The following is a 22,341-nucleotide window of genomic DNA, read 5'->3' on the forward strand; positions in this document are numbered from 1 at the left end:
TTACTTGCCGAAGTTGACAGTTGGCGCGGTCGAGATGGCTTTTTCATTTTCCACCGTGAACGATGGCTTGACCTTGTAGCCGAAGACCATGGCCGTCAGGTTGTTCGGGAAGCTGCGCGCATGCACGTTGTAATCTTGCACTGCGGTAATGTAACGCTGGCGCGCCACGGTGATGCGGTTCTCCGTGCCTTCCAGCTGCGACTGCAAGTCGCGGAAGCTGGTGTCGGCTTTCAGGTCCGGGTATTTCTCGGACACTACCATCAAACGCGACAGGGCGGACGACAGCTGCCCCTGCACTTGCTGGAATTTCTCGAAGGCGGCCGGGTCGTTCAGCACTTCGGGCGTAATCTGGAAACTGGTGGCGGCGGCGCGCGCCTTGGTCACCGCTTCCAGCGTTTCGCGCTCATGCGTGGCATAGCCCTTGACGGTGTTGACCAGGTTGGGGATCAGGTCGGCGCGGCGCTGGTACTGGTTGACCACTTCGCCCCAGGCGGCCTTGGTGGCTTCGTCCTTGCTCTGGAAGTCGTTGTAGCCGCAGCCCGTCAGGATGCCGGCCAGGACGGTGACGCTCAGCGCCAGGCGCAGCCATTTGGTGAATTGATTGGTGATTTGCATGATGGGTTCCGTGCAGAATAAGGGAGGTGAAGCAAATATACCTGAAACGGCCCGGGATGTCGGTTTAATAAGCGCTGGCAGCCGTCCCTGGCGACCTTGCCGCGCCGTGGCAACCCTGCGCCGCGTTACAATACGGGGTTTGCAACTGAATATAGAGAAGGTGTGCCGTGAATTTCATCAATAAATTATCCGCCGCGTGGACGGCCAATAATTCCCTGCTGTGCGTGGGACTGGACCCCGACCTGGCGAAACTGCCGGCCGAATTGCGCGACTTGCCCGATGGAATCACCACCTTTTGCACGCGCATCATCGATGCCACGGCCGACCTGGCCTGCGCCTTCAAGCCGCAGATCGCGTATTTCGGCGCGCTGGGCGCGGAAAAGCAGCTGGAAGACATCTGCCGCTACGTGCGCGAACACTATCCGCACATCCCCCTGATCCTCGACGCGAAACGGGGCGACATCGGCGCCACGGCCACGCAATATGCGCGCGAAGCGTTCGAGCGCTACGGCGCCGACGCCGTCACCGTGAACCCGTACATGGGCGAGGATTCGCTCGATCCTTACCTGGCGTGGCAAGACCGCGGCGTGATCATCCTGTGCCGCACCTCGAATCCGGGCGGCTCCGACTTGCAATTTCTCGACACGGATGGCGTGCCCCTGTACCAGCGCGTGGCGCGCCTGGTGGCCGAGAAATGGAACAAGAACGGCCAGTGTGCGCTTGTCGTCGGCGCAACTTTCCCTGAAGAACTGGCGCAAGTGCGCGCCATCGTCGGCGACATGCCGCTGCTGGTGCCCGGTATCGGCGCCCAGGGCGGCGACATCGCCGCCACCGTCGGCGCGGGCCAGACGGCCAACGGCATGGGCATGATGATCAGCTCTTCGCGCGCCATCATCTACGCCACGCCGCAAGCTGGCGAAGATTTCGCCGATGCGGCGCGTCGCGTGGCGATCGAGACGCGCGATGCGATCAATCAACACCGCGCGTCTGATGGTGTCTGACATAAGCTACTGCGCGTCGCGATTTGCGGCCGGCGATGCTCACTGTGCTATAGCACAGTTGCGCTTCTCGGCCGCAACTCTCATCCGCTCGCTACGCTTCTGTCAGGCACCGTGATGACTGTTGTTTGTCATCCATGCAAAATGCCGGGCTAGCCCGGCATTTTGCATTTAGTCTCTCTGTGGTGCGACGATCTCCGCGTAATCGTAGAGTTCGCCCAATATCTCTTCCCCCCGCTCATCGACTGATTCCGACAGCACGTCGATTTCCGTAAACAGCATTTCGATGGTGCGGGCGCCGCCGTCGCCGTCGAACAGGCGGGCGGCGCGGTGCTGTTCCCAGCGCAGGTTTTCCGCTTCGCTCAGGGTTTGCGGGAAATTGCGGGCACGGTAGCGGAACAGCAATTCTTGCAAGCGTTCGTCGGCAAACGAGGGGCGCGCCGTGGCCAGCTTGACCGGTGTATCGCGGCGCAAGGATTCGAGCAGGCGGCGGTCGTCGTTGCTGACGAAACCGTTGTACAAATCCTCATCCACATCCAACGCGACATGCGCGCCCGGGCGCTGGAACACTTCGGCCCAGATCGTATCCATGTTCGGCGCCGTGGCAGCCAGCTGGGCGTTGAGCTTCGCGGCGTCCAGATCGATGCCCCATTGCGCGGCCATGGCGGGCGACAGGGTTTTCAGATTGCCGACCAGCATGGGCGACTTGTTCAGGTGCACGCTTTTCACGGGCAGGCGGGTCATGCCTTCCGGCATGGCATCCTTGCGCGTGAACAAACGCGTGCGGATGGTGTCGGCGTCCAGAGTGAACAGTTCACGTGGGTCGTACTGACAATCCCAGACGAGGATTTCATTTTTGTTGCTCGGGTGCGTGGCCAGTGGCCAGACGATGCCCAGGCAGCCCCGTTCGGCGGGGAACATGCCGGACACGTGCAGGAAGGGCTGGCGCTCGCTGGCGGCCAGGTGCATGCCCATTTCGCTGGCGACCCTGTCCTTCTTGTGCAGCGCCAGGCAAAACTCGAACAGTTTCGGCTGCTTTTCCTTGATCAGGCGGGCCAGGGCGATGGTGGCGCGCACGTCAGACAGTGCATCGTGCGCCGCTTCGTGGACCAGGCCATTGGCCTTGCTCAGGTGTTCCAGTTTGAAGCTGGTCTGGCCATCGTCGCGCTTCGGCCATTGAATGCCTTCCGGGCGCAGCGCGTGCATCATGCGCACCACGTCGAGGATATCCCAGCGGCCGCAATGGTTTTTCCATTCGCGCGCATACGGGTCGATCAGGTTGCGCCAGAACAGGAAACGCGTGACTTCATCGTCGAAACGGATGGTGTTGTAGCCCACGCCGATGGTGCCCGGTTCCGAAAAGGCCGCTTCAATGGTGGCGGCGAACTGGTGTTCTGGCACGCCCAGCTGCAGACACTGCTGCGGCGTGATGCCCGTGATCAGGCACGATTGCGGGTCGGGCAGGAAATCATTGGCAGGCTGGCAATACAGCATGATCGGCTCGCCGATCTCGTTGAGTTCGGCATCCGTGCGGATGGCGGCGAACTGGGCCGGGCGGTCGCGGCGCGGCTGAGCGCCAAAGGTTTCGTAGTCGTGCCAAAGGAAAGTCTGGGTAGTCATTGATGGTCGTTGCTTAATTGGTTGTCTGGGCCGCTCAAAGAGTCGCTGCTACAGTTTTCTGAAAACCTGCCGATACTACACGAGAGGATGGTCATCATTGCGTTTCCCGCATGGTGGCATATATTGCCCGTTCAAGGAGGTCTATCGTGTCAATTCCCATCGCCGCAAGCGGCAATTCCACCCCTTCCGTGACTTCCGTCAGTACGGGCGTTGCCGGCAAGGACGATAAAGTCCAGCAAAAGGACGGCGTCAACACTGAAATGAGCGTGAACGACCGCAGCAAGCTGCAATTGAACGCCTCCATCATGCAGGCGTCGCTGAACGTGTCGATCGGATCGGAAAACGAGCCGCTGGCGCTGCTGTACAAGACGGCCATCACGAATATCAATGAAGCGCTGAAGGGCCAGTACGGCGAGGACGCGATCCAGAACGCCGCGTCGCAGGATAATAGTGTCGAAGCGACGGCGAGCCGCATTGTATCGCTGTCGACGGGTTTTTTTGACGCCTACAAGAAACAGAATCCCGGCATGGACGACGATACGGCGCTGACCAAGTTCATGGACACCATCAGCGGCGGCATGGAAAAAGGCTTCAAGGAAGCGCGCGATTTCCTGGAAGGCTTAAAAGTGTTGCAAGGCGATATCGCCGGCAATATCGACAAGACCTATACATTGGTGCAGAAGGGCTATGCGGATTTCATCGCCGCGCACAGCAGCAAGAAGGATGAGGCCGCCAAGCCGGATGCCGGCAAGCCGGCCGACAGCAAGGCTGCCTGAGTTACAGCGCGACTCTGTTGCGGCCCGATGCTTTTGCCCGGTAAAGGGCCGCATCGGCCGCGGCGATCAGCGCTTCGTCGTCCTGTTCGGCCGCCAGGCTGGCCACGCCGAAGGAACCCGTGATGTGCGGCAGCGCGCTGCGCATGTCGGTGAAAATGACGGCTTGCTGCATGCGCTCGCACAAGCGCTCGGCGACCCGCAGAGCCACGTTTTCGCTGGTATCGGGCAAGATCACCATCATTTCCTCGCCACCATAGCGCACGGCAAAATCCGTGGGCCGCAGGGCCGCGCCCAGCACTTGCGCGGCGATGCGCAGTGCCTGGTCGCCCGCCTGGTGGCCGTGGGTGTCGTTGAAACGCTTGAAATGGTCGAGGTCTATCATCACCAGCGATAGCGGTGAGTTGCTGGCGTGGGCGGTGACGATCATGTTCGGCAGTAAATCGGTCAGCCAGGCGCGGTTATACAAGCCCGTCAGGCTGTCGACCATCGATAGCTGGCGGTAGAACTCGCCCAGTTTCTGGCGCCGGCGCAGCAGGGCATTGGCGGCGCGGATGCGGAAGGACAGCAAGCGCAGCAGGTTGCGTGCCAGGCCGTTCGATTGCTCGATCAATTCCCAGACGACGGCCGCGTCGATCACCAGCAAGTCAGTTTCTTCCAGGGCGGAAATGGCGGCCAGGTTGCTCGCTTCATCGAGCACCGATTGTTCGCCCACGCTCTCGCCGGGCAAGACCTTGCTGACAGTGCCGTCATCCATGCCCGTGTGGGTGTCGGCCGCCACGGCCAGCGAGCCGCGCAGGACGATGTACAGGCTGGTGCCCTGACTGTCGGCAATGGCTTCGCCTGCTTCGAGGCGCATCACGGGACAGGGCGCCAGCATGGCGGCCGTCTGGCTGTCCGCAGCATCGCTAAATAGCTGTAAATCGCCGATGTTGCAGCCTGAAGCACCGAAGTTGCCGATCTGTTCCACAATCATACTTTCATAAAGCCGGCGCGCGCGAGCAGAGAGCCGGTAGCTTCATGATAGCGTAATGCAGCCTTGGCTGTAACGGCAAAAGCTTGCTTGATGTCACTTACTGTGGGAAATACGACAATTATTTCATTCTCGCGTACATGCGCTGGAATGCTGATTCTTTTGGCATTGTGGTTGCCGCGCGCGAAAAGCGGGCCGGATGTGCAAAGGCAGCCTTGAACGGCTGCCTTGGTCTCTGAAGAATGCTGCGGTAGGGGAGTTACTCGGCGGTTTCTTCCGCTTCGGCCGTATCGATCACGGCATTCTTACCGGTGGCGTGGCGCTTGCTGTCTTGCAGACGGCCCAGGGCACTATCGATGGCGCGTTTCAGTTTGTCGGTAGCGCCGGCAACGGATTGATGCACGGTAGCGTTCTGTTCGGTTACGGCAATTGCTTGATAGCCAGCAACGCGTGCTTCCATGACGCAGCGAATATCGTCGGCGCCGCCTTTCGGGCCATTCGTGTCGCTGATGTGGACTTCGATGCGGGTCAGGTTGTCGCGGAAGCGGTTCAGTGCGCTTTCAAGTACGGATTGCACATGTTCGTTCAGTCCAGCGGTGTTGTCGATGGTGCTGTCGGTATGAATATTGATTTGCATATGCTTACTCCTGTCAATTCAAAAAAAACCCATCTCAGGCGTGTTGCGGCCTGGTTGCTGCCTCATGCAAATGACCTCTGTGCATGGAACTTATCTTACTCCTCTTTCCAGTATTTCAAGAGGGTGCGCACAATTAAGATGAGCTTAACCCTTTAGCCAGGTCAAGTTTCCCTGCGGAATTTTTTTGCCCCCGCTGCTCACCCATTGATCACCCATTGATCAGGCCGGCGGCGATATTGATCGACAGGCCCAGCACGACCAGGTTGAAGAAAAAGCTCAGCACGGATTGCCCCAGCACGATCTGCCGCATCAGCCGCGTCTGCACGCACACGTCCGACGTTTGCACGGCCACGGCGATGGTGAAGGCGAAATACAAAAAATCCCAGTAATCGGGGTTTTGCTCGTCGTCGGGAAATTTCAAGGGGCGCAGTGCGGGGTCGGCCTGGTAATACAGGTGGGCATAGTGGAAGCAGAACAGGGTGCCGACGAGGAACCAGGAACCGACCAGGGTGAGGATCGTCAGGCCGTAATGCAGCGCGCGCTCGTCCGGCGCCATGTCTTTCATCGAGGACAGCTGCGAGACGATGGCCACCAGGCTCATCACGGATGCGACGGACAGGGCCGACAGGACCGTGGTAGCCCGTTCATCCTGGCGCTGCGCCATCACCTTTACCTTGTGATGGTTGGCGCGCATCATCATCCAGGCCATCGTCGCCAGGTAGAACCAGACGGCCACATTCCACGCCGTCAGCAAACGCGTCATCGGTTGCCAGGATGCGGGCAGCAGCAGGCCGGCCACCACGCCGATGGCCGTGGCCATGCTCAGGTGGGGGCGGCTGCGGATGAAGCTGTGCAAGGGAAACGTGATTTTCATGGTGCGAAGTGGGCTATGGCAATAGCGCATCTTAGCCCTTAGTTTGCGCTCGCGGTGGCCGTCCTGGCGGCCGCTTCCTTCTCGTGGTGGGGGAAGCGGTCCATGCGCGACAGCACGGGGAACAGCACGGCCCAGATGCCCGTCACGGCCAGGGTGGCGGCGCCGCCGAAGAGCACGGCGCGCACCAGGCCGAACCAGCCGGCCGTCAAGCCCGATTCGAATTCGCCCAGCTCGTTCGAGGCGCCGATGAAGACGGCGTTCACGGCGCTGACCCGGCCGCGGATCTCGTCGGGCGTCTCGAACTGCACCAGTAGGTGGCGGATGTAGACGCTGACCATGTCGCCGGCACCCATCAGTAACAGCGCCGCCAGCGCCAGCGGGAAATAGCTGGTGCTGCCCAGCACCAGGGTACCCAGGCCGAAGACGGCGACGCCGCCGAACATCCAGGCGCCCACCCGGCGCGTGATGGGAAAGATGGCTAGCGCGATCGAGCACAGGGCGGCGCCGGCGCCGGGTGCCGTGCGCAGCAGGCCCAGGCCGCTGGGGCCGATATGCAGCACGTCATGCGCGAGCGCCGGTAACAGGGCCGTCGCGCCGCCGAACAGCACGGCAAACAGGTCGAGCGAAATGGCGCCCAGCACGATAGGTTTCGACCAGACGAAGCGCAAGCCTTCGAGCAGGGTGTGCCAGCTGACGGGTTCGCGTTTCACCACGTGCGGCGCCGGCGTGGTGGCGCGCATCAGCAAGACGGACAGCAGCAGCAGCGCGGACGAGATCAAATACACCACCTTGGGGCCGAAGTAATACAGCAAGCCGCCCAGGGTAGGCCCCAGGATGATGGCCACATGCGAGCTCGATGCACTGAGCGCGACGGCGCGGCTGAAGTGTTGCGTGGGCACCATGTTCACCAGCACGGCTTGCGTGGCCGGCATCATGAAGGCGCGCGCGCTGCCGAACAGCACCAGCACGGCAAACACGGGCCAGACGATGGAGAGTCCGCTCAGGGTAAACGCCAGCAGGGCCAGCGCGCAAGCCAGCTGCGCCGCCAGGCACCAGGCGATGATGTTGCGGCGGTTGTAGCGGTCGGCCACATGGCCCGCCGGCAAGATCAGCACGAGGAAGGGCGCGAACTGCGCCAGGCCGATCAAGCCCAGGTCGAACAGGCTGCCCGTGATCTGGTACACCTGCCAGCCGATGGCCACGCTTTGCATTTGCACGGCCACCGTGCCCAGCACACGGGCGGACAGGTAAAAGGCAAAGTTGCGGTGACGCAGGATAGTGAAGTCGTTGCCGGCGGACGCGAGGGCCATGAGATTTCCAGAGAGCAGCGGGGAGGAGCGGGGACGGCAGCGGATGCCGCCTCAGCAGTACCCGCTGTCTGAATGCTTACTTGGCCAGGTCGGCTTCGGTGGTGAAGGCGTCCGCGTAGAACTCATCGGCTGGAAGTTGACACAATTGCACGAAATCGCGGTTGGCCGATTCGACGACGATGGGTGCGCCGCAGGCATACACTTGATAAGCGGACATATCCGGCAAGTCGGCCATGACGGCCTGGTGCACGAAGCCCGTGCGGCCGCTCCAGGCGTCTTCCGGCAAGGCTTCCGACACGACAGGCACATACGTAAATTGCGGCAGGTCGGCGGCCCACTGGCGGCACAGCGCATCCATGTACAGGTCGTGCGGACGGCGTGCGCCCCAGTACAGGCTGATCGGGCGCTGTGATTTTTCGTTGATCATGTGCTCGACGATGGCTTTCAGGGGGGCAAAACCCGTGCCCGAGGCCAGCAGCACGACGGGCTTGTCGGAATCCTCGCGCAGGAAGAAGGTGCCCATCGGGCCTTCGAAGCGCAGGATGTCGCGCTCCTTCATGCTGCCAAACACCTGGTCGGTGAACAGGCCGCCCGGCATGTGGCGGATGTGCAGGCTCACCGGGCCACCCTCGACGGGGGCGCTGGCCATGCTGTAGCTGCGGCGTTTGTTGTCGCGCAGCATGATTTCGATATACTGTCCGGCGCGGTAGTGCAGGCGCTCGCTGGCCGGCAATTGCAGGGTCAGCACGACGACGTCGGGTGCGACTTTGTCGATGCTGGTCACGCGCGACGGCATTTTCTTGATCGGGTAGTCGCTGCTGCCCGCCACTTCGCGCGCCTGCACCACCAGGTCGCCCTGGGGCACGGCGCAGCACAGCAGCGAGTAGCCGGCGGCCGCTTCATCTTCCGTCAGGGAGCGGGCCTGGTATGGCTTATGCTGTACGCTGCCGGACACGATCTTGCCCTTGCACGAGCTGCAGGCGCCGCTCTTGCAGCTATACGGCAAGCCCACGCCGGCGCGGATCGCCGCCGACAGGACGGTTTCGTCCGCTTCGCAGCTGAATTGGTGGCCGCTGGGCTGAACAGTAATTTGAAAAGTCATACAATCCTTGAGATGAAAAATATGTTAATGCACTCTTTGCGCAAACCGGTGGGCTTGCCGCGCCTGCTGATCCTGGGCTGCGGCGACGTTGGCATGCGCCTGCTGCCGCTGCTGCGCGCGCGCTTTCGCGTCTTTGCCGTCACCAGCCAGCCGGCGCGTTGCGCGCAGCTGCGGGCCGCCGGCGCCGTGCCCATCGTGGCCAACCTCGACGACCGCGCCAGCCTGAAACGGCTGGCGGGACTGGCGCCGCTGATCGTGCACTTGGCGCCGCCCATGTCGTCTGGCTTGCTGGACCTGCGCACGCGCAATCTGGTCGCCATTTTACCCGAGCATGCACGCATGGTGTATGTGAGTACCAGCGGCGTGTATGGCGATTGCGCCGGCGCCTGGGTCGATGAGACGCGACCGCCCGCGCCGGCGAATGCGCGGGCGAAGCGGCGCGTGGATGCCGAACAGGTTTTGCGGGGCTGGGGCGCGCGCCGCGGCGCCAGCGTGGCCATCCTGCGCGTGCCCGGCATTTATGCGCACGACCGCCTGCCCCTGAAGCGCCTGCGCGACGGCACGCCGGCCCTGGTCGCGAGCGACGATGTGTACACCAACCATATTCATGCCGATGACCTGGCGCGCATCATCGAACGGGCCTTGTGGCGTGGCAAGCCTGGACGCGTGTATCACGCCAGCGATGACAGCGAACTCAAAATGGCCGAATATTTCGATGCCGTGGCCGACACCTTCGGTCTGCCGCGTCCGCCGCGCCTGCCGCGTGCCGAACTGCAGCAAGTGGTCACGCCGATGCTGCTGTCATTCATGTCCGAATCGCGCCGCCTGCACAATGTGCGCCTCAAGCGCGAGCTGGGCGTGCGCCTGCGCTACGCGCGCGTGGCCGATGCCTTGCAGTCGCTGTCCGCCGATGTGGCCAGCATCGGGTAAAATGGTCGGTTATCTGCGCACTTTGCTGGGCCGGCGCGTAGCGCGCCGTTGCGGCGGTGCGCCATTCACTTAAGGACTACAGCATGACCACCCTCACTTACGAAGCATACCTGGACGAGGTCACCACCGTCCTGACGGAACTGTATGACCTCGACGACGACGCTGCCATCAAGCTGGTCGTGGCGGCGCAGGATGCCGAATTTTTTGTCCCGCACGATGCGCATGAGGAAATGCGTACCGCCGAGCAAGCCAAGAAAGATGCGGTCACCCTGTTCGAGCGCAAGCAGAATCGCCAGCAAACGCAGGAAAAACAGCAACAGCGCGTGCGCCAGCAAAAGAAATAAAGACGCGGTGCTGGGCCACCGGCCGCCAGGCCGTGGGGCAGTGCGGGCTTCGGCGCAACACCGGGGTCTTGCCATTTGATGCAACGCAAAAGCGTCATGGCGCGCTGGCGATATGGTGAGCAATGTCGTCACGCGTGCTGGCTATTTATGGCGGGCTCTACATCTACAATTAGCGCGACGCTGTTTCCCGTCAGCAGGAGCGAGTCATGCGAGCTACGAGTTACCCCAGCAAGGAACAGGTGCGCGCTTATATGCGCCGCCGTGAACATGCGCTGCAGCCGCCGCCACCACCCGATGAAATTCGCCGACAACTGGCCTGGTGCCGCGTGGACGCCTTCGCTAGCACCTGCCTGACGGCCACTTCGGCCGGCGTGGCCGCGCAAGGCTGGCATTTATCAGCGGACATGGCCCGCCTGAGCACGCTCATGGCGATTGCCTGGCTGATGCACAGCGGTGTTTCTCATTGTAAAAATTGATGACTTGCAGCAAATTTTTCCAATTTGAGTTATCCTCTAGCACATTCCAAGTGCGTAAATTCTCTTCAATTATCACAATTTTGCTTTAAGTTACGCAAAAATCAACAATAGCGTGTATTATATTGTTTGTGGTGTAAAAGCCGCATAAGTGATGGCGCTTTTTAGTGTGTTTACCCTGAATTATTGCAGAAGAGACATTCGGTTTCTTTGTGCTCTAATACAACAAGTACGGATTTTGATCATGTCTCTCAAACAAATTACCTCTTTGCCTACCTACAACCCGAATCGCGTCCTCGATGCGATCATCGACAAGCTGCAACTGAAAAACGATGCCGCCTTGTCGCGCGCGCTGGAAGTGGCGCCACCTGTTATCAGCAAGATTCGTCACAACACCTTGCCGATCGGCGCCACGATCCTCATCCGCATGCATGAAATCAGCGATTTCAGCATTCGTGAACTGCGCGAGTTGATGGCTGCCTAAGAGCGCCTGACAGACGGCAAACTGAGAGGTGCCGTCTGGGTACGTCAGGCTTGCCGCGTGCGGCAGCCACATCTGTTTTTTGCTTTTCTATTGCGGGTCGCGGTTCAGCACCGGACGATCGATGTAGAAACGCCCCATTTCCAGGCCGGTCGTGGACGACTTGACCACCGCGGCGGCCAGTGTGGCGGGCGCGCTGGAAAATGCGGTATTGGCAGCCCCGGTCGCGCGGCCCGAATACGCTGTCGCCTGCACCGCTGCGCTGGAAAACGCCGTTTGTACGGCCCGGCCCGAGTATGCCGTCGCCTGTACCGCCGCACTGGAAAACGCAGTTTGTACAGCCCGGCCCGAGTACGCTGTCGCCTGTACTGCGGCACTGGAAAACGCTGTTTGTACCGTCCGTCCTGAATACGCAGCCTGCACGGCGCGTCCCGAATACGCCGCCTGTACGGCGCGCCCCGAATACGCCGTTTCTGCGCGGATATAATCTTCCCCGAACGTTTGCTCATACAGCTGCTTCATGCGCTCGCCCACGCGCAGGTGTGCCGCTTCGTCGTCTTCGCCGCGCAGGCCGATGTAGGGGAAGTGATGCAGGAAGTAGCCGAAGACCTGTTCGCAGTCCGCCGCATATTTCAGAGTGTCGAGAATGTGGTAATGCCAGAATGTATCGACGTCCATCAGTGGCGCCGTTTCTTCTTCCGGAAACTGTTTCATCAGGATCAGAAAGCGCCGGTACTCGAACTCCACCGCATTGGCCTTCTCCAGACTCCATCCTTCGCCTGACTCCTGGTGCATCAGCTTGACTTTGATCGCGTCCAAATTCAAATCGGCAATTGCCTTGAAACTGTCGTTCGTATCCATGAATGTCCTTTGATAAAGAGCGTTGTGGGAAATACAGTGCAACAAGGGAGAGTGGTGGCGGTGTACTCCTGGCAAGTAGTCGAGGAATGCCTGGTCCATGGCGGGCAGGCGCTGAGTTGTCCTACATCAATATTGCATCTAATAACAAAATATGCAAGCTGAGCTTGCTTCAATGCGGCCTGCCTATCAGGTGTTGCTCCGGCTGTCTTCCTGGTAGGGGAACGCGGTGGCGTCCGCACCCAGCGGTACGCTGACATGCACGCTCATGCCCGCGCCGGGGCTGCTTTCGATGTAGAAAGTGCCACCCAGTAACTTAATGCGTTCCTCGATCCCTACCAGGCCAAATGAGCCCAGCTTGTTGCGTCCGTCGATGGCCGCACCCACGCCGTTGTCGCTGACGCTCATCGACACGGTGTCGTGGCACTTTTCCAGCTTGACTTGCACGCTGCTGGCATTGGCATGCTGGGAAATGTTGCTGAGCGACTCTTGCAGGATGCGGAACAGGGCCGTGGCACACTGGTCGCTCAGACAGATGTCGTCATGGCTTTCGCTCACTTCGCAGGCGATACCCGTGCGCAGGCGAAATTGCGCTACCTGCCATTCGACGGCCGCATTCACACCCAGGTCCAGCACGGTAGGGCGCAAGTCGTTGATGATTTGCCGCACGCTCTTGATGGTGGCGTCGATCTGCTCCAGGGTCGAGCGGGCGCGGGCGTTCAGGCGCGGGTGGCGGCGCTGCGTGCGCGAGGCCAGCATGTCGGCATCGATGCGCAAGACCAGCAGGTTCTGTCCCAGATCGTCGTGGATTTCGCGCGCGATGCGCTTGCGCTCTTCTTCCTTGATCCGGTCGGCGTGGGCTGCCAGGCGGCGCAGTTTCTGGTGCGACAGCTGCAGGCGGATCTGGCTGGCGCGTAATTCCGCCGTCATACCCGTCGCCATCTGGATGGCGCGCCGGCGCGACGACGCCAGGGCATGAAACAGCATGTACAGCAGCATGGTGCTGGCAAAACCGGTCAGCAGGGCCAGCCACGGCAGGAAGACGTCGAAGCGCGTATACAGGTCGCTCTTGCGCACGCTGAACAGCGCTTGCCACGCGCGGCCATTGTGCTCGATGAGCATTGTGCTGCTCAGATACCGCCCCGAGTTGCCGGGCAGCCACCATGGCGCATGCATGCCCGCCGTCGTGCTGTCAAAGATGGGGTGCATGTCGTGCGGCAAGTTCAGCGGCAAGTCCGGCTGTTCAAGCGGCACCTGCGGGCCGATATCGAACAGGGTCAGGCGGACATTGCGTACCGGCATGTCGGCCAGCGCGCTGCGCATCATCGTCACCAGGTCGTAGCCGATGCCGATGGAACCCTGGTAGGCCGCGCGCCTTTGATCCACCGTGCCGGTCGGCATACCGAAGCGGTACATGGGCAGGCGCATGGCCATGCCCGTCAGCTGTGGCCGGCCTTCCATCGGCACGGGGACGCCGGAATTGCTGATCTGGCCCGAATCGCGCGACTGCGCCAGCGCTTCGGCGATCAGGGGGCGCGAAGCGATGTCATAGCCATATTTTTCCGGCGCGCTGGCAATCGGCTCGATGTACACCAGCACGGAATAATGGGGGCGCGGGCCGGGCGGATGGATGGCAAACGCCGGATAACCGTCGCGTCCGGGCGGATAGTCGCGCTGCATGGCCGCTTCGAAGGCGGCGCGCTGCGACTCGTCGATTTCCTGGCTGTAATTGAGATTCATCACGCCCGGATAGTTCTGTTGCAAGCCGATATTGGCCACGTAGCGGTGGAATTGCTCGCGGCTCACGTGTTCGTTGGCGTGGAACAGGCTGGCCGTGCCGCGCAGCAGGTTGGCATACGACTTGAGGCGCGATGTGATGTTTTTCTGGTTATTGCGCGCCAGATTGTTGAACAGCTCGCTGGCATCGTTTTCGATCGACAGCGAAGCGGCCATGTAGAACAGCAGGCTCACCATCAGCGACGTCACGAAACCGAGCTGCCAAAGGGGTTTTTTTTCAGCAGATAAGGGGTGTTTGCCGGCAGTAGAAGACATCGCCATCCGCATCAGGAAGAGGAATCGGGTGCCGCCTGTGTGCTGGAGGCTGTACTGAATTGCACAAGCACTATCGGCATTGCAAATTGCTCAATAGCTGCCTAATATACAAAATTATCGTGAATATAGTCAACAGGCAATATTCCTCTGTTGACGTATATTGCTAAAACGAAAAAAAACCGCCGCAGCGGTTTTTTTTCGTGGAGCGTGCGGCGCCTTACTTGGCGGGCTGCCAGCTATCTTTCAGGGTGACAATGCGGTTGAAGACGGGCTTGCCGGGCTGGCTGTCGACCCGGTCGGCCGCGAAGTAGCCGTGGCGCTCGAACTGGAAGCGCTGTTCCGCTTGGGCCAGTTCCGCGCCCGGTTCCAGCCACGCTTGCACCACATCCTTGGCCAGCGGGTTCAGGGCCAGCTTGAAGTCCTTGCCGCCCGCGTCCGGCTGCGGGTCGGTAAACAGGCGGTCGTACAGGCGCACTTCGGCGGGAATGGCCGTCGGCGCGCTGACCCAGTGCATATTCCCCTTGACCTTGTAGGTGGCGCTGCCTTCCGTGCCCGACTTGCTGTCCGGGAAATAGGTGCAATGCACGGCGATGACCTTGCCGTCCGCATCCGTGTCAAAGCCAGTGCATTCGATCACGTAGCCGTAGCGCAGGCGAACCTTGCTGCCCGGCTTGTCGTCGATCGGCGGATATAAACGGAAATAGCCCTTGTTCGGCACTTCCATGAAGTCGTCTTCCTCGATCCACAGCTCGCGCGAGATGGGGAAGGTGCGCAAGCCACGCTCCGGGAAGTGCGGATGCACGGGCGCCGTGCATGCCACGCTTTCGCCTTCGGGGAAATTGTCGATGATCAATTTCAACGGACGCAGCACGGCCACCGTGCGCGGCGCCTTCGGGTCCAGGTCTTCGCGCAGGCAGCCTTCGAGCACGCTGTAGTCGATCCAGCCGTCGGATTTGGTCACGCCCGTGCGTTCGCACATCAGTTGAATCGCTTCCGGCGTGTAGCCGCGGCGGCGCATGCCCACCAGGGTCGGCATGCGGGGGTCGTCCCAGCCGTCGACGATTTTTTCTTCCACCAGTTGGCGCAGCTTGCGCTTGCTGGTGACGATGTAGGTCAGGTTCAGGCGCGAGAATTCGAACTGGCGCGGCACGGGCTGCTGGAAGAAGCCGCCGGCCGACAGGGTTTCCAGCAGCCAGTCGTAGAAGGGGCGGTGGTCCTGGAATTCCAGCGTGCAGATCGAATGCGTGATGTTTTCCAGCGCGTCCGAGATCGGATGCGTGTAGTCGTACATCGGATAGATGCACCAAGCATCGCCCGTGCGGTGATGGTGCGCATGGCGGATGCGGTAGATGGCCGGATCGCGCAAGTTCATGTTCGGCGAACGCATGGCATCTTCGCTCATCTTCGCGCGCAGGATGTGCGCGCCATCTTTGTATTCGCCCGCCTTCATGGCGCGGAACAGGGTCAGCGATTCGTCGCGCGGACGGTCGCGGAATGGCGAATTCTTGCCGGCCTGGCCGAAATTACCCCGGTTGGCGGCCATGTCTTCGGCGCTCTGGCTATCCACATAGGCAAAGCCGGCCGTGATCAGGTACTCGGCCATCGCGTACAGCTGGTCGAAATAGTCGCTCGCGTAGTGCAGGTGGCTCTGGCCATCGCCATTCTTCGGTTCCCAGTCAAAGCCCAGCCATTTCACGCTGTCCATGATGGTGTCGACGTATTCCTGTTCTTCCTTCGCCGGATTGGTGTCGTCGAAGCGCAGGTTGCACTGGCCGGCGTAATCGCGCGCCAGGCCGAAGTTGACGCAGATCGACTTGGCGTGGCCCACGTGCAGGTAGCCGTTCGGCTCCGGCGGGAAACGCGTGATCACCTGGGGCAGGCCGGGACGCACGTGGGCGCCGGCAGCCAGGTCGGCTTCGATGATGTTACGCAAGAAATTGGGCGCCAGCGCTGGCGCGGCGGTATTCGGTTTATCGTTGCTCATTGATCAATGCGGAAGAGTGACAGTAAAAAGCATTTTACCGTACCGCAAGCGCTTTATAAGCACGTATTTGCCCCCATATCCCAGCATGCAAGCGACGCGGGCGCCGTTCTATAGGATAATCTGCCTTTAATTAGCAAACAAATCGTGACCCCGGAGCCATTTATGGAAAATTTATATAACGTCCTCGGTGTCGCGCCCAATGCCAGCGACGATGAAATCAAGAAGGTTTACCGTTCGCTGGCCATGCGCTTCCACCCCGACCGCAACCAGGCCCCCGGCGCCGAGGCGCGCTTCAAGAGCGTCACCAAGGCGTATGAAATCCTGGCCGACCCGGCCAAGCGCGCCGAATACGACCAGAGCGTGAACCACCGCATTATCATCGATCCGGAAGCGGAAGCGTATGCCCTGTGGTGCGGCGTGTTCCGCCTCCACGGCACGGTATTACCAGCCGATTGAGGGCGTCTCACATAAGCTACTGCGCGTCGTGACTTGCGGCCTGCGATGCTCACCGTACTAAAGTACGGTTGCGCTTCTTAGCCACAATTCACTGCCGCTCGCTACGGTTCTGTGAGACGCGGTATAGCCCGAATGATTTGAAAAACAACAAACAATGGTGCTTTTGCTTTTAAGTAAAAGTGCCGCGCATCACATTGGAAAGCACAGCATGAGAAGAGTACACCCTGAATTCGCGTACCAGTCGCGCGAGCTGGAAGGCCAGATCGATGGCATCCTCGGCGACCCGCCGAACCGCAAAAACTATAAAAGCATGGTCGACACGCTGGTGAGCGAGTACGCCAGCGGCGGCGGCATCGAAGACGTGAACATGCTGGCTTTTGCGCTGGTCGACCACATCACGTTCAGCGACCCGAAGGGCTTGCTGGCCGAAAGCGAAGACTATGAGTTCGGCGACCCGGCCCGCGTGTTTTCCATGGCCACATGCGCCGCGCCGGAAGCGGCCAAGATGTACGCCGCCATCGAAGAGAGCTTCCCCGACCTGGCGCGCCAGGCCATCATCACGGCCTTTTTGCACAAGAATCCGCGCCTGTGGGACGACGACGACCAGTCGCTCGACCAGCTGGCCGCCAATGACGACGGCGACGACGAGCATGACGAAGACGACGCCACCGACGATTTCGCCCAGATGTTTGACCAGGATGGAGATGACCATGGCCGATAATAAGGATGAACAAAAGAGCAATCTTCCCGCGCTGACGAAACAGGTCACGGAATTGGTGCTGTCCGGTTCGCTGGGCCACGCCGAGCAGGCGTTCGCCGACGCGGCTGACCAGTACGGCGATCTGGCCGTGGTGGAAGTGCTGAGCGCCATTCCGCCGCAAGTGACGGCCCTGCACCTGGCCGGCTTTGACGGCGGCAAGATGTCGCTGGCAACCTTGCTGGTACCGCCGAAGGCCTGGGCCGACAGCCTGGCCTTCATCGCCGCCACCTGGAGCGACGACCAGATCGAGGATGATCCGGAGCGCATCGCCGAGTCGCTGTTCGCGCACATCCACGGCGTGGTGTTTTCCACCGACGATGCCGAACGCCGCCGCGAGCTGCTGCTGGAAGCGTCCGCCACCGACTGGGGCGCCACGGCGTTCGCCATTTTGTTCTCGATGGCGCCAAAGGAAATCCTCGAAGTGGCGGGCGAAATTGTCATCAAGGGACCGTACGTGACGGGCGTGACTTCGTCCGACAACGACGTTGTGCCGCTGGCCATTGAGCTGGCGCAAGCCAATGAAGACGGCTGGGACCGTTCGCTGTTCGAATTGTTCCCCGATTTCCGCCATAGCGCCGACCTGGCCGATGCCGAATACTCGGACGACCCGGACGAAGAGCCGACCATGTTGCAGCGCAGTACCAAGGAATTGCTGTACCGCCTGCGCAAGCAAGTGCCGAGCACGCGCAGCGCACCGCGCTCCAGCACGCGCCGCAGCCTGGGCACCGGTATTTTCTCGTGATGAAAGCAGGGAACGTCTAATGCTGCCAGCAATTGTTGTAGAGAATCTTCCGCGCTTGGTGCGTGCCATCAAGCTGTTGCCGAACGATCCGCGCGAAGACGCGGCGCTGGACCTGGCCGACGAATTGACGGGCATCACGGCCATGGTGGCCGAGAAGTTCACGAATGAACGTACGGCCGACGGCATCCAGAAAGCGCTGTTCCTGACGGTGGGCGGCGTGTCGCTGGGCCTGGAGCAGGCCCTCGCGCATGAAGGCGACCAGGCCGCGCTCGATTTCCTCGTCGAGCACGGCGCCGAGCACGCATTCCAGGTGGGCTTTCGCCTGATCAAGGAATTGTCGCAGCTGCCGGAAGACGCCCTCGTCGGTGAATACGACCAGGACCCCGTTTACCTGCAGCGCCGCTTGCGCGAGCTGTTCATCGATATTTGCCAGGCCGACCCGAACCAGAACTGGGCCGGCTATGAAAAGTATGCGGTGCAGTTGCAACAGCGCAAGGAAGTGCAAGCCGTGGTGCGCCTGGCCAGCTGGCTGCGGCGCCACCATGATAACGGCCCCGTCAGCGACAGCGACTTGAATGCCGAAGGTGTGATTGCCGTGGCCATCATCTTCGCCATCGAGGGCGGCGGACGCATCATGGCGCGCACGGGTCAAAAGGAGTTTGAACGATTTGTGCGTTCCGTGCGCAAGAACAAGCCCGACTTCGAGGAAGGCTGGGCCGCCTTGGTGGCAAAGGTGCCCGTGCAGCATCACCCGGTGCTGCTTGAGCGTATCGAATCCTACCGCCGTAGCTGCACCGTCGTGCATAAAATCCTCACGCGGGCCAGCATGAAGAGCCTGTTCGAGGACCTGGAGAACTACGCGGGTTCCGAGCTGGACGCGGATTACTCCTGACGTACGTCAACGTAGGCCGGCACTTGCCGGCCTATTCTTTTTCTTCCAGCGCCGCTTCCTCGGCCAGTTTCACGAACGCCGCCACCAGCGGCGACGTCTCTTCTTCCCTTTGTGCCAATAACAGGCTGGTGGTCGCCTGCGGGTCGGCGATGGGGCGGTAGCACACGCCATCCATGCGGATGCGGTCGAACGAGGCGGGCAGCACGGAAATGCCGCAGCCGGCCGCCACTAGGCCGATGATGGTCGATGCTTCGCCCGCTTCCTGCGCCACCTGAGGCACGAAGCCGGCCGCCTTGCACAGGCGGAAAATCTGCGGATAAATCCCCGTGCCCGCATCCTTGGGGTACATCACAAAGCCTTCGCCCGCCATGTCGGCAATGGCAATGGCCTCCTTGGCCGCCAGCGCATGGGCGACGGGCAGTACGAGGAACAGCGGGTCTTGCCGCAGTTGCGTCAGCTTGATATCGGATGGGTACGTGGTTTCCGGCGGGCGCACGAAACCCAGGTCCATCGTCCTGCCCGAGATCGCTTCCAGCTGATGCAATGTCGCCATCTCGTGCAAGGTCAAGGTGACGTGCGGAAACAGCTGGCGGTAGCGGTTGATGACGGTGGCGAAATACGGCGTAAACGGCGTGGAAAAGGTGAAGCCGATGCGCAACTCGCCCGCTTCGCCCCGCTGGGCCCGGCGCGCCGTGACGGCTGCCTGTTCCGACAGGGCCAGGATGCGCCGCGCATCGTCGAGGAACAAGCGGCCTGCTTCCGTCAGGCGCACGGAGCGTTTGTTGCGCTCGAACAATTGCGCACCCAATTCCCTTTCCAGTGCCTGGATTTGCTGGCTCAGCGGCGGCTGGCCGATGTGCAGGCGCTCGGCCGCGCGCGTGAAGTGCAGCTCTTCAGCGACGGCGACGAAGTAACGCAAGTGGCGCAATTCCATAGTCAGTAATATATATTAAGTATGAGTTGGGCCTTAAATATATATTGGACGATATGAGTTGGCAATCCTAACATGGAGACTCGCTTCCTTTCTGAAACACGGCCATGTCTGATTCATCGCTCGCTTTTGCCCCCGCTGCACCTTCCGCCATCCCGGTTTCCCCTGCCGCTCCCGCTCCCCGTTCAGCCATCGCCAAGGGAACGGCTGAATTCAAGCGTAGCAACCGTGCCCTGTTCTTCGGCGGTTTTTCCACCTTCAGCTTGCTGTACTGTATCCAGCCCCTGTTTCCCCTGCTGTCGCAGCAGTTTCACCTGACGCCGGCGCAAAGCAGCTGGTCCTTGTCCGTGTCGAGCGGCTTGCTGGCCATCTCGCTGGTGCTGCTCAGCGCCATCTCGGACCGCATCGGCCGCAAGCCGCTGATGGTGGCGGCTATGTTTTCGGCCGCGATGTTGACCATTTTGTCCGCCTTCGCCCAGGATTATGCGCAACTGCTGACGATTCGCGCGGCGCTGGGCGTGGCCCTGGGCGGCATGCCGGCCGTGGCCATGGCTTACCTGGGCGAGGAAATCGAGGGGCCGTCGCTGGGCCTGTCGATGGGCTTGTACATCGCCGGCAGCGCGTTCGGCGGCATGTCGGGGCGGTTAGTGGCCTCCATGCTCAGCGATTTCCTCTCGTGGCGCTGGGCCCTGGGCGTGTTGGGCGTGGCCGGCGTGCTGGCGGCAGCCGAATTCTGGCGCAGCCTGCCCGCCTCGAAAAACTTCGTGCCCAGTACCCGTGGCTGGAATGCGCTGCCGCATGCCATCCGCCAGCATTTTTCCGACCAGGGCTTGCCGTGGTTGTTCTGCCTGGCGTTCGTGCTGATGGGCTGTTTTGTCAGCCTGTACAACTACATCGGCTACCGCCTGCTGGCTGCGCCATTTGGATTGCGCCAAAGCACGGTCGGCTTGCTGGCTTTTTTGTACCTGATCGGCATCTTCAGCTCCGTCTGGGCGGGCCGCCTGGTGGACCGTCTGGGACGCCGGGGCGTGTTGTGGATCATGCTGTCGGTGATGTTGTCAGGCATTTTACTGACCCTGTTCGATTCCTTGCCGCTGATTGTCATCGGCATGGCGCTGGCCACCTTCGGCTTCTTTGCCTCGCATTCGATCGCCAGCAGCTGGGTCAGCCGCCGCGCCCGCGCGCCGCAGGCGCTGGCCTCGGCCTTCTACCTGCTGTTCTATTACCTGGGATCGAGCCTGATCGGTTCCGCCTCGGGCATGATGTGGGGCTTCGACGGCTGGACGGGCGTCATCATCATGCTGGGCCTGTGCCTGGGTGGTGGCGTGCTGATCGCCCTGCGCCTGCGTCATCTGCAGCCGCTGGGCGCACGCGAAGCGGTGGGCTGAGCGGCTATTTGGGGCAGTTGCCGATCATCGTTTCCCCATTCTTGCCCGCGCCTGTGGTCACGCACAAGGTGCCCAGCGCGTTGGTGATCTTGTAGGTGCGGCTGCCCTTGGCTGCATTCGCGCCCACTTCCTCGATTTTTGACGCTTCATACCATTTCGGCGGCACGGCCGCGTAGGCCTCGGCAAAGCCTTGCTGCATGCGCTTGAACGCGGTGTCATCGAGTTTTTGTTCTCCGCGCTGCGGAAATTCCTTGCGTAAATCCCTGTCGATCTTGCCCACGTCGCGTTTGGCTTGTGCCAGGATCTCGGCCGCGCTGGGCGTTGACGGCGCTGTGATTGCATCTGGCGGTGCCGGCGCTGGTGCTTGTTCGACGGCGGGAGGGGCCAGGGGGCGGCTGATGGACGCCGGGAGCGGTAGGCGCGGCAGGCGCGCGGCTGCTGCTTGTGCGCTGGGCAACGCGACTGGCTTGGACGGCGCCGGGAGCGTGTGGCGCAGCCAGGTGATGGCCGGACCCTGCGGCAGGTTCTCGTCAGTGGCAAGGCGGGGTCGTGACTGCAGGATGACATATGCCAGCCCCGCGTGCAGCAAGACAATCAGCAGCAGACCGGGAGCGCGGCGGAGCGGGATAGGCAACGAGGTCATGGATGGCATGGTGGTTCAGGTACGCCAAATGTATCTGAGGTAGTTGATCATTATCTAAAATGTCACAAGCGCTTACAAAAAAGTGCCACATGGAAATTTCGACGCCATGGCCGCTGGCGGGGAACCCTGTGCCAGTCCGATGATCCAACCCGGATACCACGCGAACAGGAGATCATCATGATGCAGGTAAAGGAAGTGGCAAGGCGCTTTGGCGCCATCGAACACGCGATCGGCCAGGCGGCCCAGCTGTGCGGCAAGCAGCAGGGCATGCCCATGGACTTGAAGGATTGCATCAACCAGCTGGACCAGCAAAAGAGCGCCGTGCGGCAAGCCATCGACACGCACGACGATGCGCGCATCCGGCAAGCCGTCGACCAGATGGAGTCCTTGGGCGACCGCGCCAAGCGGGCCTGCGGCGCGGCGTCCAGCGTGACGCCGGAAATGAAGAGCGCCGTGCTCAAGGTCCACGATGAATTATCGGACCTGAAGCACCAGCTGCATTGAC

At 61.3% G+C, this 22,341-nt stretch carries 24 protein-coding genes; 12 read left to right on the forward strand and 12 right to left on the reverse strand.

What is annotated here, in order from left to right; genetic code table 11:
- The gene (locus ACQ4W7_RS17485) at positions 1-615 is read right to left on the reverse strand and encodes a LemA family protein (RefSeq protein ID WP_426072610.1); all 615 of its coding nucleotides are present in this window, start codon (positions 613-615) and stop codon (positions 1-3) included.
- A gap of 167 nt (positions 616-782) precedes the next feature.
- On the opposite strand from ACQ4W7_RS17485, the gene pyrF reads away from it, so the two are divergent.
- Positions 783-1,616: an orotidine-5'-phosphate decarboxylase gene (gene pyrF, locus ACQ4W7_RS17490; protein WP_436532063.1), complete on the forward strand. Its 834-nt coding sequence runs from the start codon at positions 783-785 to the stop codon at positions 1,614-1,616.
- Positions 1,617-1,784: 168 nt separating this feature from the next.
- Here the strand turns inward: pyrF and sbcB are convergent, their stop codons facing one another.
- Positions 1,785-3,233, reverse strand: coding sequence for an exodeoxyribonuclease I (gene sbcB / locus ACQ4W7_RS17495; RefSeq protein WP_436532065.1), 1,449 nt, complete (start codon positions 3,231-3,233; stop codon positions 1,785-1,787).
- 146 nt (positions 3,234-3,379) lie between these two features.
- On the opposite strand from sbcB, the gene ACQ4W7_RS17500 reads away from it, so the two are divergent.
- Entirely contained in the window at positions 3,380-4,009 is a 630-nt protein-coding gene (locus tag ACQ4W7_RS17500) for a DUF5610 domain-containing protein (RefSeq protein ID WP_436532067.1), read from the forward strand.
- A gap of 1 nt (position 4,010) precedes the next feature.
- Here the strand turns inward: ACQ4W7_RS17500 and ACQ4W7_RS17505 are convergent, their stop codons facing one another.
- From ACQ4W7_RS17505 to ACQ4W7_RS17525, 5 genes are all read right to left on the reverse strand, one after another.
- Positions 4,011-4,976 carry a GGDEF domain-containing protein gene (locus ACQ4W7_RS17505; protein ID WP_436532167.1) on the reverse strand — a complete coding sequence of 322 codons (966 nt, stop codon included), beginning with the start codon at positions 4,974-4,976 and terminating at the stop codon, positions 4,011-4,013.
- A 262-nt stretch (positions 4,977-5,238) separates the two neighbouring features.
- Complete coding sequence (locus tag ACQ4W7_RS17510) at positions 5,239-5,616, reverse strand: HPF/RaiA family ribosome-associated protein (RefSeq protein WP_426072614.1); 378 nt, start codon at positions 5,614-5,616, stop codon at positions 5,239-5,241.
- A 208-nt stretch (positions 5,617-5,824) separates the two neighbouring features.
- The gene (locus ACQ4W7_RS17515; protein ID WP_436532069.1) at positions 5,825-6,490 is read right to left on the reverse strand and encodes a DUF1345 domain-containing protein; all 666 of its coding nucleotides are present in this window, start codon (positions 6,488-6,490) and stop codon (positions 5,825-5,827) included.
- Positions 6,491-6,528: 38 nt separating this feature from the next.
- A complete protein-coding gene (locus tag ACQ4W7_RS17520) occupies positions 6,529-7,800 on the reverse strand; it encodes an MFS transporter (protein WP_436532071.1) in 1,272 nt (423 codons plus the stop codon).
- A gap of 76 nt (positions 7,801-7,876) precedes the next feature.
- Complete coding sequence (locus ACQ4W7_RS17525; RefSeq protein WP_426072617.1) at positions 7,877-8,902, reverse strand: CDP-6-deoxy-delta-3,4-glucoseen reductase; 1,026 nt, start codon at positions 8,900-8,902, stop codon at positions 7,877-7,879.
- A gap of 12 nt (positions 8,903-8,914) precedes the next feature.
- Between ACQ4W7_RS17525 and ACQ4W7_RS17530 the strand changes: the two genes are divergently transcribed.
- The 4 genes from ACQ4W7_RS17530 (at position 8,915) to ACQ4W7_RS17545 (ending at position 11,133) form a co-directional block, all read left to right on the forward strand.
- Positions 8,915-9,832, forward strand: a complete 918-nt coding sequence (locus ACQ4W7_RS17530) for an SDR family oxidoreductase (RefSeq protein WP_436532074.1) — start codon at positions 8,915-8,917, stop codon at positions 9,830-9,832.
- Between the two features lie 83 nt (positions 9,833-9,915).
- Complete coding sequence (locus tag ACQ4W7_RS17535; protein WP_426072619.1) at positions 9,916-10,176, forward strand: hypothetical protein; 261 nt, start codon at positions 9,916-9,918, stop codon at positions 10,174-10,176.
- Between the two features lie 206 nt (positions 10,177-10,382).
- Complete coding sequence (locus ACQ4W7_RS17540) at positions 10,383-10,652, forward strand: hypothetical protein (protein WP_436532076.1); 270 nt, start codon at positions 10,383-10,385, stop codon at positions 10,650-10,652.
- Positions 10,653-10,893: 241 nt separating this feature from the next.
- The gene (locus ACQ4W7_RS17545; protein ID WP_029496207.1) at positions 10,894-11,133 is read left to right on the forward strand and encodes a hypothetical protein; all 240 of its coding nucleotides are present in this window, start codon (positions 10,894-10,896) and stop codon (positions 11,131-11,133) included.
- Positions 11,134-11,220: 87 nt separating this feature from the next.
- Here the strand turns inward: ACQ4W7_RS17545 and ACQ4W7_RS17550 are convergent, their stop codons facing one another.
- The 3 genes from ACQ4W7_RS17550 to ACQ4W7_RS17560 form a co-directional block, all read right to left on the reverse strand.
- Positions 11,221-12,090 carry a glycine-rich domain-containing protein gene (locus tag ACQ4W7_RS17550; protein WP_436532078.1) on the reverse strand — a complete coding sequence of 290 codons (870 nt, stop codon included), beginning with the start codon at positions 12,088-12,090 and terminating at the stop codon, positions 11,221-11,223.
- Positions 12,091-12,177: 87 nt separating this feature from the next.
- Positions 12,178-14,040 carry a CHASE domain-containing protein gene (locus tag ACQ4W7_RS17555; RefSeq protein ID WP_436532080.1) on the reverse strand — a complete coding sequence of 621 codons (1,863 nt, stop codon included), beginning with the start codon at positions 14,038-14,040 and terminating at the stop codon, positions 12,178-12,180.
- Between the two features lie 217 nt (positions 14,041-14,257).
- Positions 14,258-16,024 (reverse strand): glutamine--tRNA ligase/YqeY domain fusion protein, encoded by a 1,767-nt coding sequence (locus ACQ4W7_RS17560; protein ID WP_426072623.1) that lies wholly within the window; start codon positions 16,022-16,024, stop codon positions 14,258-14,260.
- Between the two features lie 162 nt (positions 16,025-16,186).
- On the opposite strand from ACQ4W7_RS17560, the gene ACQ4W7_RS17565 reads away from it, so the two are divergent.
- The 4 genes from ACQ4W7_RS17565 to ACQ4W7_RS17580 all read left to right on the forward strand — a co-directional run bounded on the left by ACQ4W7_RS17565 (position 16,187) and on the right by ACQ4W7_RS17580 (position 18,874).
- Complete coding sequence (locus tag ACQ4W7_RS17565) at positions 16,187-16,480, forward strand: DnaJ domain-containing protein (RefSeq protein WP_010395442.1); 294 nt, start codon at positions 16,187-16,189, stop codon at positions 16,478-16,480.
- A gap of 208 nt (positions 16,481-16,688) precedes the next feature.
- Positions 16,689-17,201 (forward strand): hypothetical protein, encoded by a 513-nt coding sequence (locus tag ACQ4W7_RS17570; RefSeq protein ID WP_426072624.1) that lies wholly within the window; start codon positions 16,689-16,691, stop codon positions 17,199-17,201.
- Positions 17,191-17,982 carry a hypothetical protein gene (locus ACQ4W7_RS17575; RefSeq protein WP_101484148.1) on the forward strand — a complete coding sequence of 264 codons (792 nt, stop codon included), beginning with the start codon at positions 17,191-17,193 and terminating at the stop codon, positions 17,980-17,982. The genes ACQ4W7_RS17570 and ACQ4W7_RS17575 overlap by 11 nt, the downstream gene beginning before the upstream one ends.
- A gap of 19 nt (positions 17,983-18,001) precedes the next feature.
- On the forward strand, positions 18,002-18,874 hold the full coding sequence (locus tag ACQ4W7_RS17580; protein ID WP_436532083.1) for a hypothetical protein: 873 nt from the start codon (positions 18,002-18,004) through the stop codon (positions 18,872-18,874).
- Positions 18,875-18,905: 31 nt separating this feature from the next.
- On the opposite strand, the gene ACQ4W7_RS17585 is transcribed toward ACQ4W7_RS17580, so the two are convergent.
- On the reverse strand, positions 18,906-19,793 hold the full coding sequence (locus ACQ4W7_RS17585) for a LysR family transcriptional regulator (protein ID WP_436532085.1): 888 nt from the start codon (positions 19,791-19,793) through the stop codon (positions 18,906-18,908).
- Between the two features lie 119 nt (positions 19,794-19,912).
- Here ACQ4W7_RS17585 and ACQ4W7_RS17590 point away from each other — a divergent pair, with 119 nt between their 5' ends.
- Positions 19,913-21,193, forward strand: coding sequence for an MFS transporter (locus ACQ4W7_RS17590; protein ID WP_436532087.1), 1,281 nt, complete (start codon positions 19,913-19,915; stop codon positions 21,191-21,193).
- A 4-nt stretch (positions 21,194-21,197) separates the two neighbouring features.
- Here the strand turns inward: ACQ4W7_RS17590 and ACQ4W7_RS17595 are convergent, their stop codons facing one another.
- Complete coding sequence (locus ACQ4W7_RS17595) at positions 21,198-21,845, reverse strand: hypothetical protein (RefSeq protein WP_436532089.1); 648 nt, start codon at positions 21,843-21,845, stop codon at positions 21,198-21,200.
- A 168-nt stretch (positions 21,846-22,013) separates the two neighbouring features.
- On the opposite strand from ACQ4W7_RS17595, the gene ACQ4W7_RS17600 reads away from it, so the two are divergent.
- The gene (locus tag ACQ4W7_RS17600; protein ID WP_436532091.1) at positions 22,014-22,340 is read left to right on the forward strand and encodes a hypothetical protein; all 327 of its coding nucleotides are present in this window, start codon (positions 22,014-22,016) and stop codon (positions 22,338-22,340) included.
- The last annotated feature ends 1 nt before the right edge of the window (position 22,341 follow it).

It is taken from the genome of Janthinobacterium algoris, assembly GCF_051380935.1.
Classification (GTDB): domain Bacteria; phylum Pseudomonadota; class Gammaproteobacteria; order Burkholderiales; family Burkholderiaceae_D; genus Janthinobacterium.

Bases quoted from the DNA above. Each gene is read 5' to 3' on its own strand.
- ACQ4W7_RS17485 (WP_426072610.1), bottom strand. From the start codon at position 615: ATGCAAATCACCAATCAATTCACCAAATGGCTGCGCCTGGCGCTGAGC.
- sbcB (WP_436532065.1), bottom strand. From the start codon at position 3,233: ATGACTACCCAGACTTTCCTTTGGCACGACTACGAAACCTTTGGCGCT.
- ACQ4W7_RS17510 (WP_426072614.1), bottom strand. From the start codon at position 5,616: ATGCAAATCAATATTCATACCGACAGCACCATCGACAACACCGCTGGA.
- ACQ4W7_RS17515 (WP_436532069.1), bottom strand. From the start codon at position 6,490: ATGAAAATCACGTTTCCCTTGCACAGCTTCATCCGCAGCCGCCCCCAC.
- ACQ4W7_RS17520 (WP_436532071.1), bottom strand. From the start codon at position 7,800: ATGGCCCTCGCGTCCGCCGGCAACGACTTCACTATCCTGCGTCACCGC.
- ACQ4W7_RS17525 (WP_426072617.1), bottom strand. From the start codon at position 8,902: ATGACTTTTCAAATTACTGTTCAGCCCAGCGGCCACCAATTCAGCTGC.
- ACQ4W7_RS17530 (WP_436532074.1), top strand. From the start codon at position 8,915: ATGAAAAATATGTTAATGCACTCTTTGCGCAAACCGGTGGGCTTGCCG.
- ACQ4W7_RS17535 (WP_426072619.1), top strand. From the start codon at position 9,916: ATGACCACCCTCACTTACGAAGCATACCTGGACGAGGTCACCACCGTC.
- ACQ4W7_RS17540 (WP_436532076.1), top strand. From the start codon at position 10,383: ATGCGAGCTACGAGTTACCCCAGCAAGGAACAGGTGCGCGCTTATATG.
- ACQ4W7_RS17545 (WP_029496207.1), top strand. From the start codon at position 10,894: ATGTCTCTCAAACAAATTACCTCTTTGCCTACCTACAACCCGAATCGC.
- ACQ4W7_RS17550 (WP_436532078.1), bottom strand. From the start codon at position 12,090: ATGGACCAGGCATTCCTCGACTACTTGCCAGGAGTACACCGCCACCAC.
- ACQ4W7_RS17555 (WP_436532080.1), bottom strand. From the start codon at position 14,040: ATGTCTTCTACTGCCGGCAAACACCCCTTATCTGCTGAAAAAAAACCC.
- ACQ4W7_RS17560 (WP_426072623.1), bottom strand. From the start codon at position 16,024: ATGAGCAACGATAAACCGAATACCGCCGCGCCAGCGCTGGCGCCCAAT.
- ACQ4W7_RS17565 (WP_010395442.1), top strand. From the start codon at position 16,187: ATGGAAAATTTATATAACGTCCTCGGTGTCGCGCCCAATGCCAGCGAC.
- ACQ4W7_RS17570 (WP_426072624.1), top strand. From the start codon at position 16,689: ATGAGAAGAGTACACCCTGAATTCGCGTACCAGTCGCGCGAGCTGGAA.
- ACQ4W7_RS17575 (WP_101484148.1), top strand. From the start codon at position 17,191: ATGGCCGATAATAAGGATGAACAAAAGAGCAATCTTCCCGCGCTGACG.
- ACQ4W7_RS17580 (WP_436532083.1), top strand. From the start codon at position 18,002: ATGCTGCCAGCAATTGTTGTAGAGAATCTTCCGCGCTTGGTGCGTGCC.
- ACQ4W7_RS17590 (WP_436532087.1), top strand. From the start codon at position 19,913: ATGTCTGATTCATCGCTCGCTTTTGCCCCCGCTGCACCTTCCGCCATC.
- ACQ4W7_RS17595 (WP_436532089.1), bottom strand. From the start codon at position 21,845: ATGCCATCCATGACCTCGTTGCCTATCCCGCTCCGCCGCGCTCCCGGT.
- ACQ4W7_RS17600 (WP_436532091.1), top strand. From the start codon at position 22,014: ATGATGCAGGTAAAGGAAGTGGCAAGGCGCTTTGGCGCCATCGAACAC.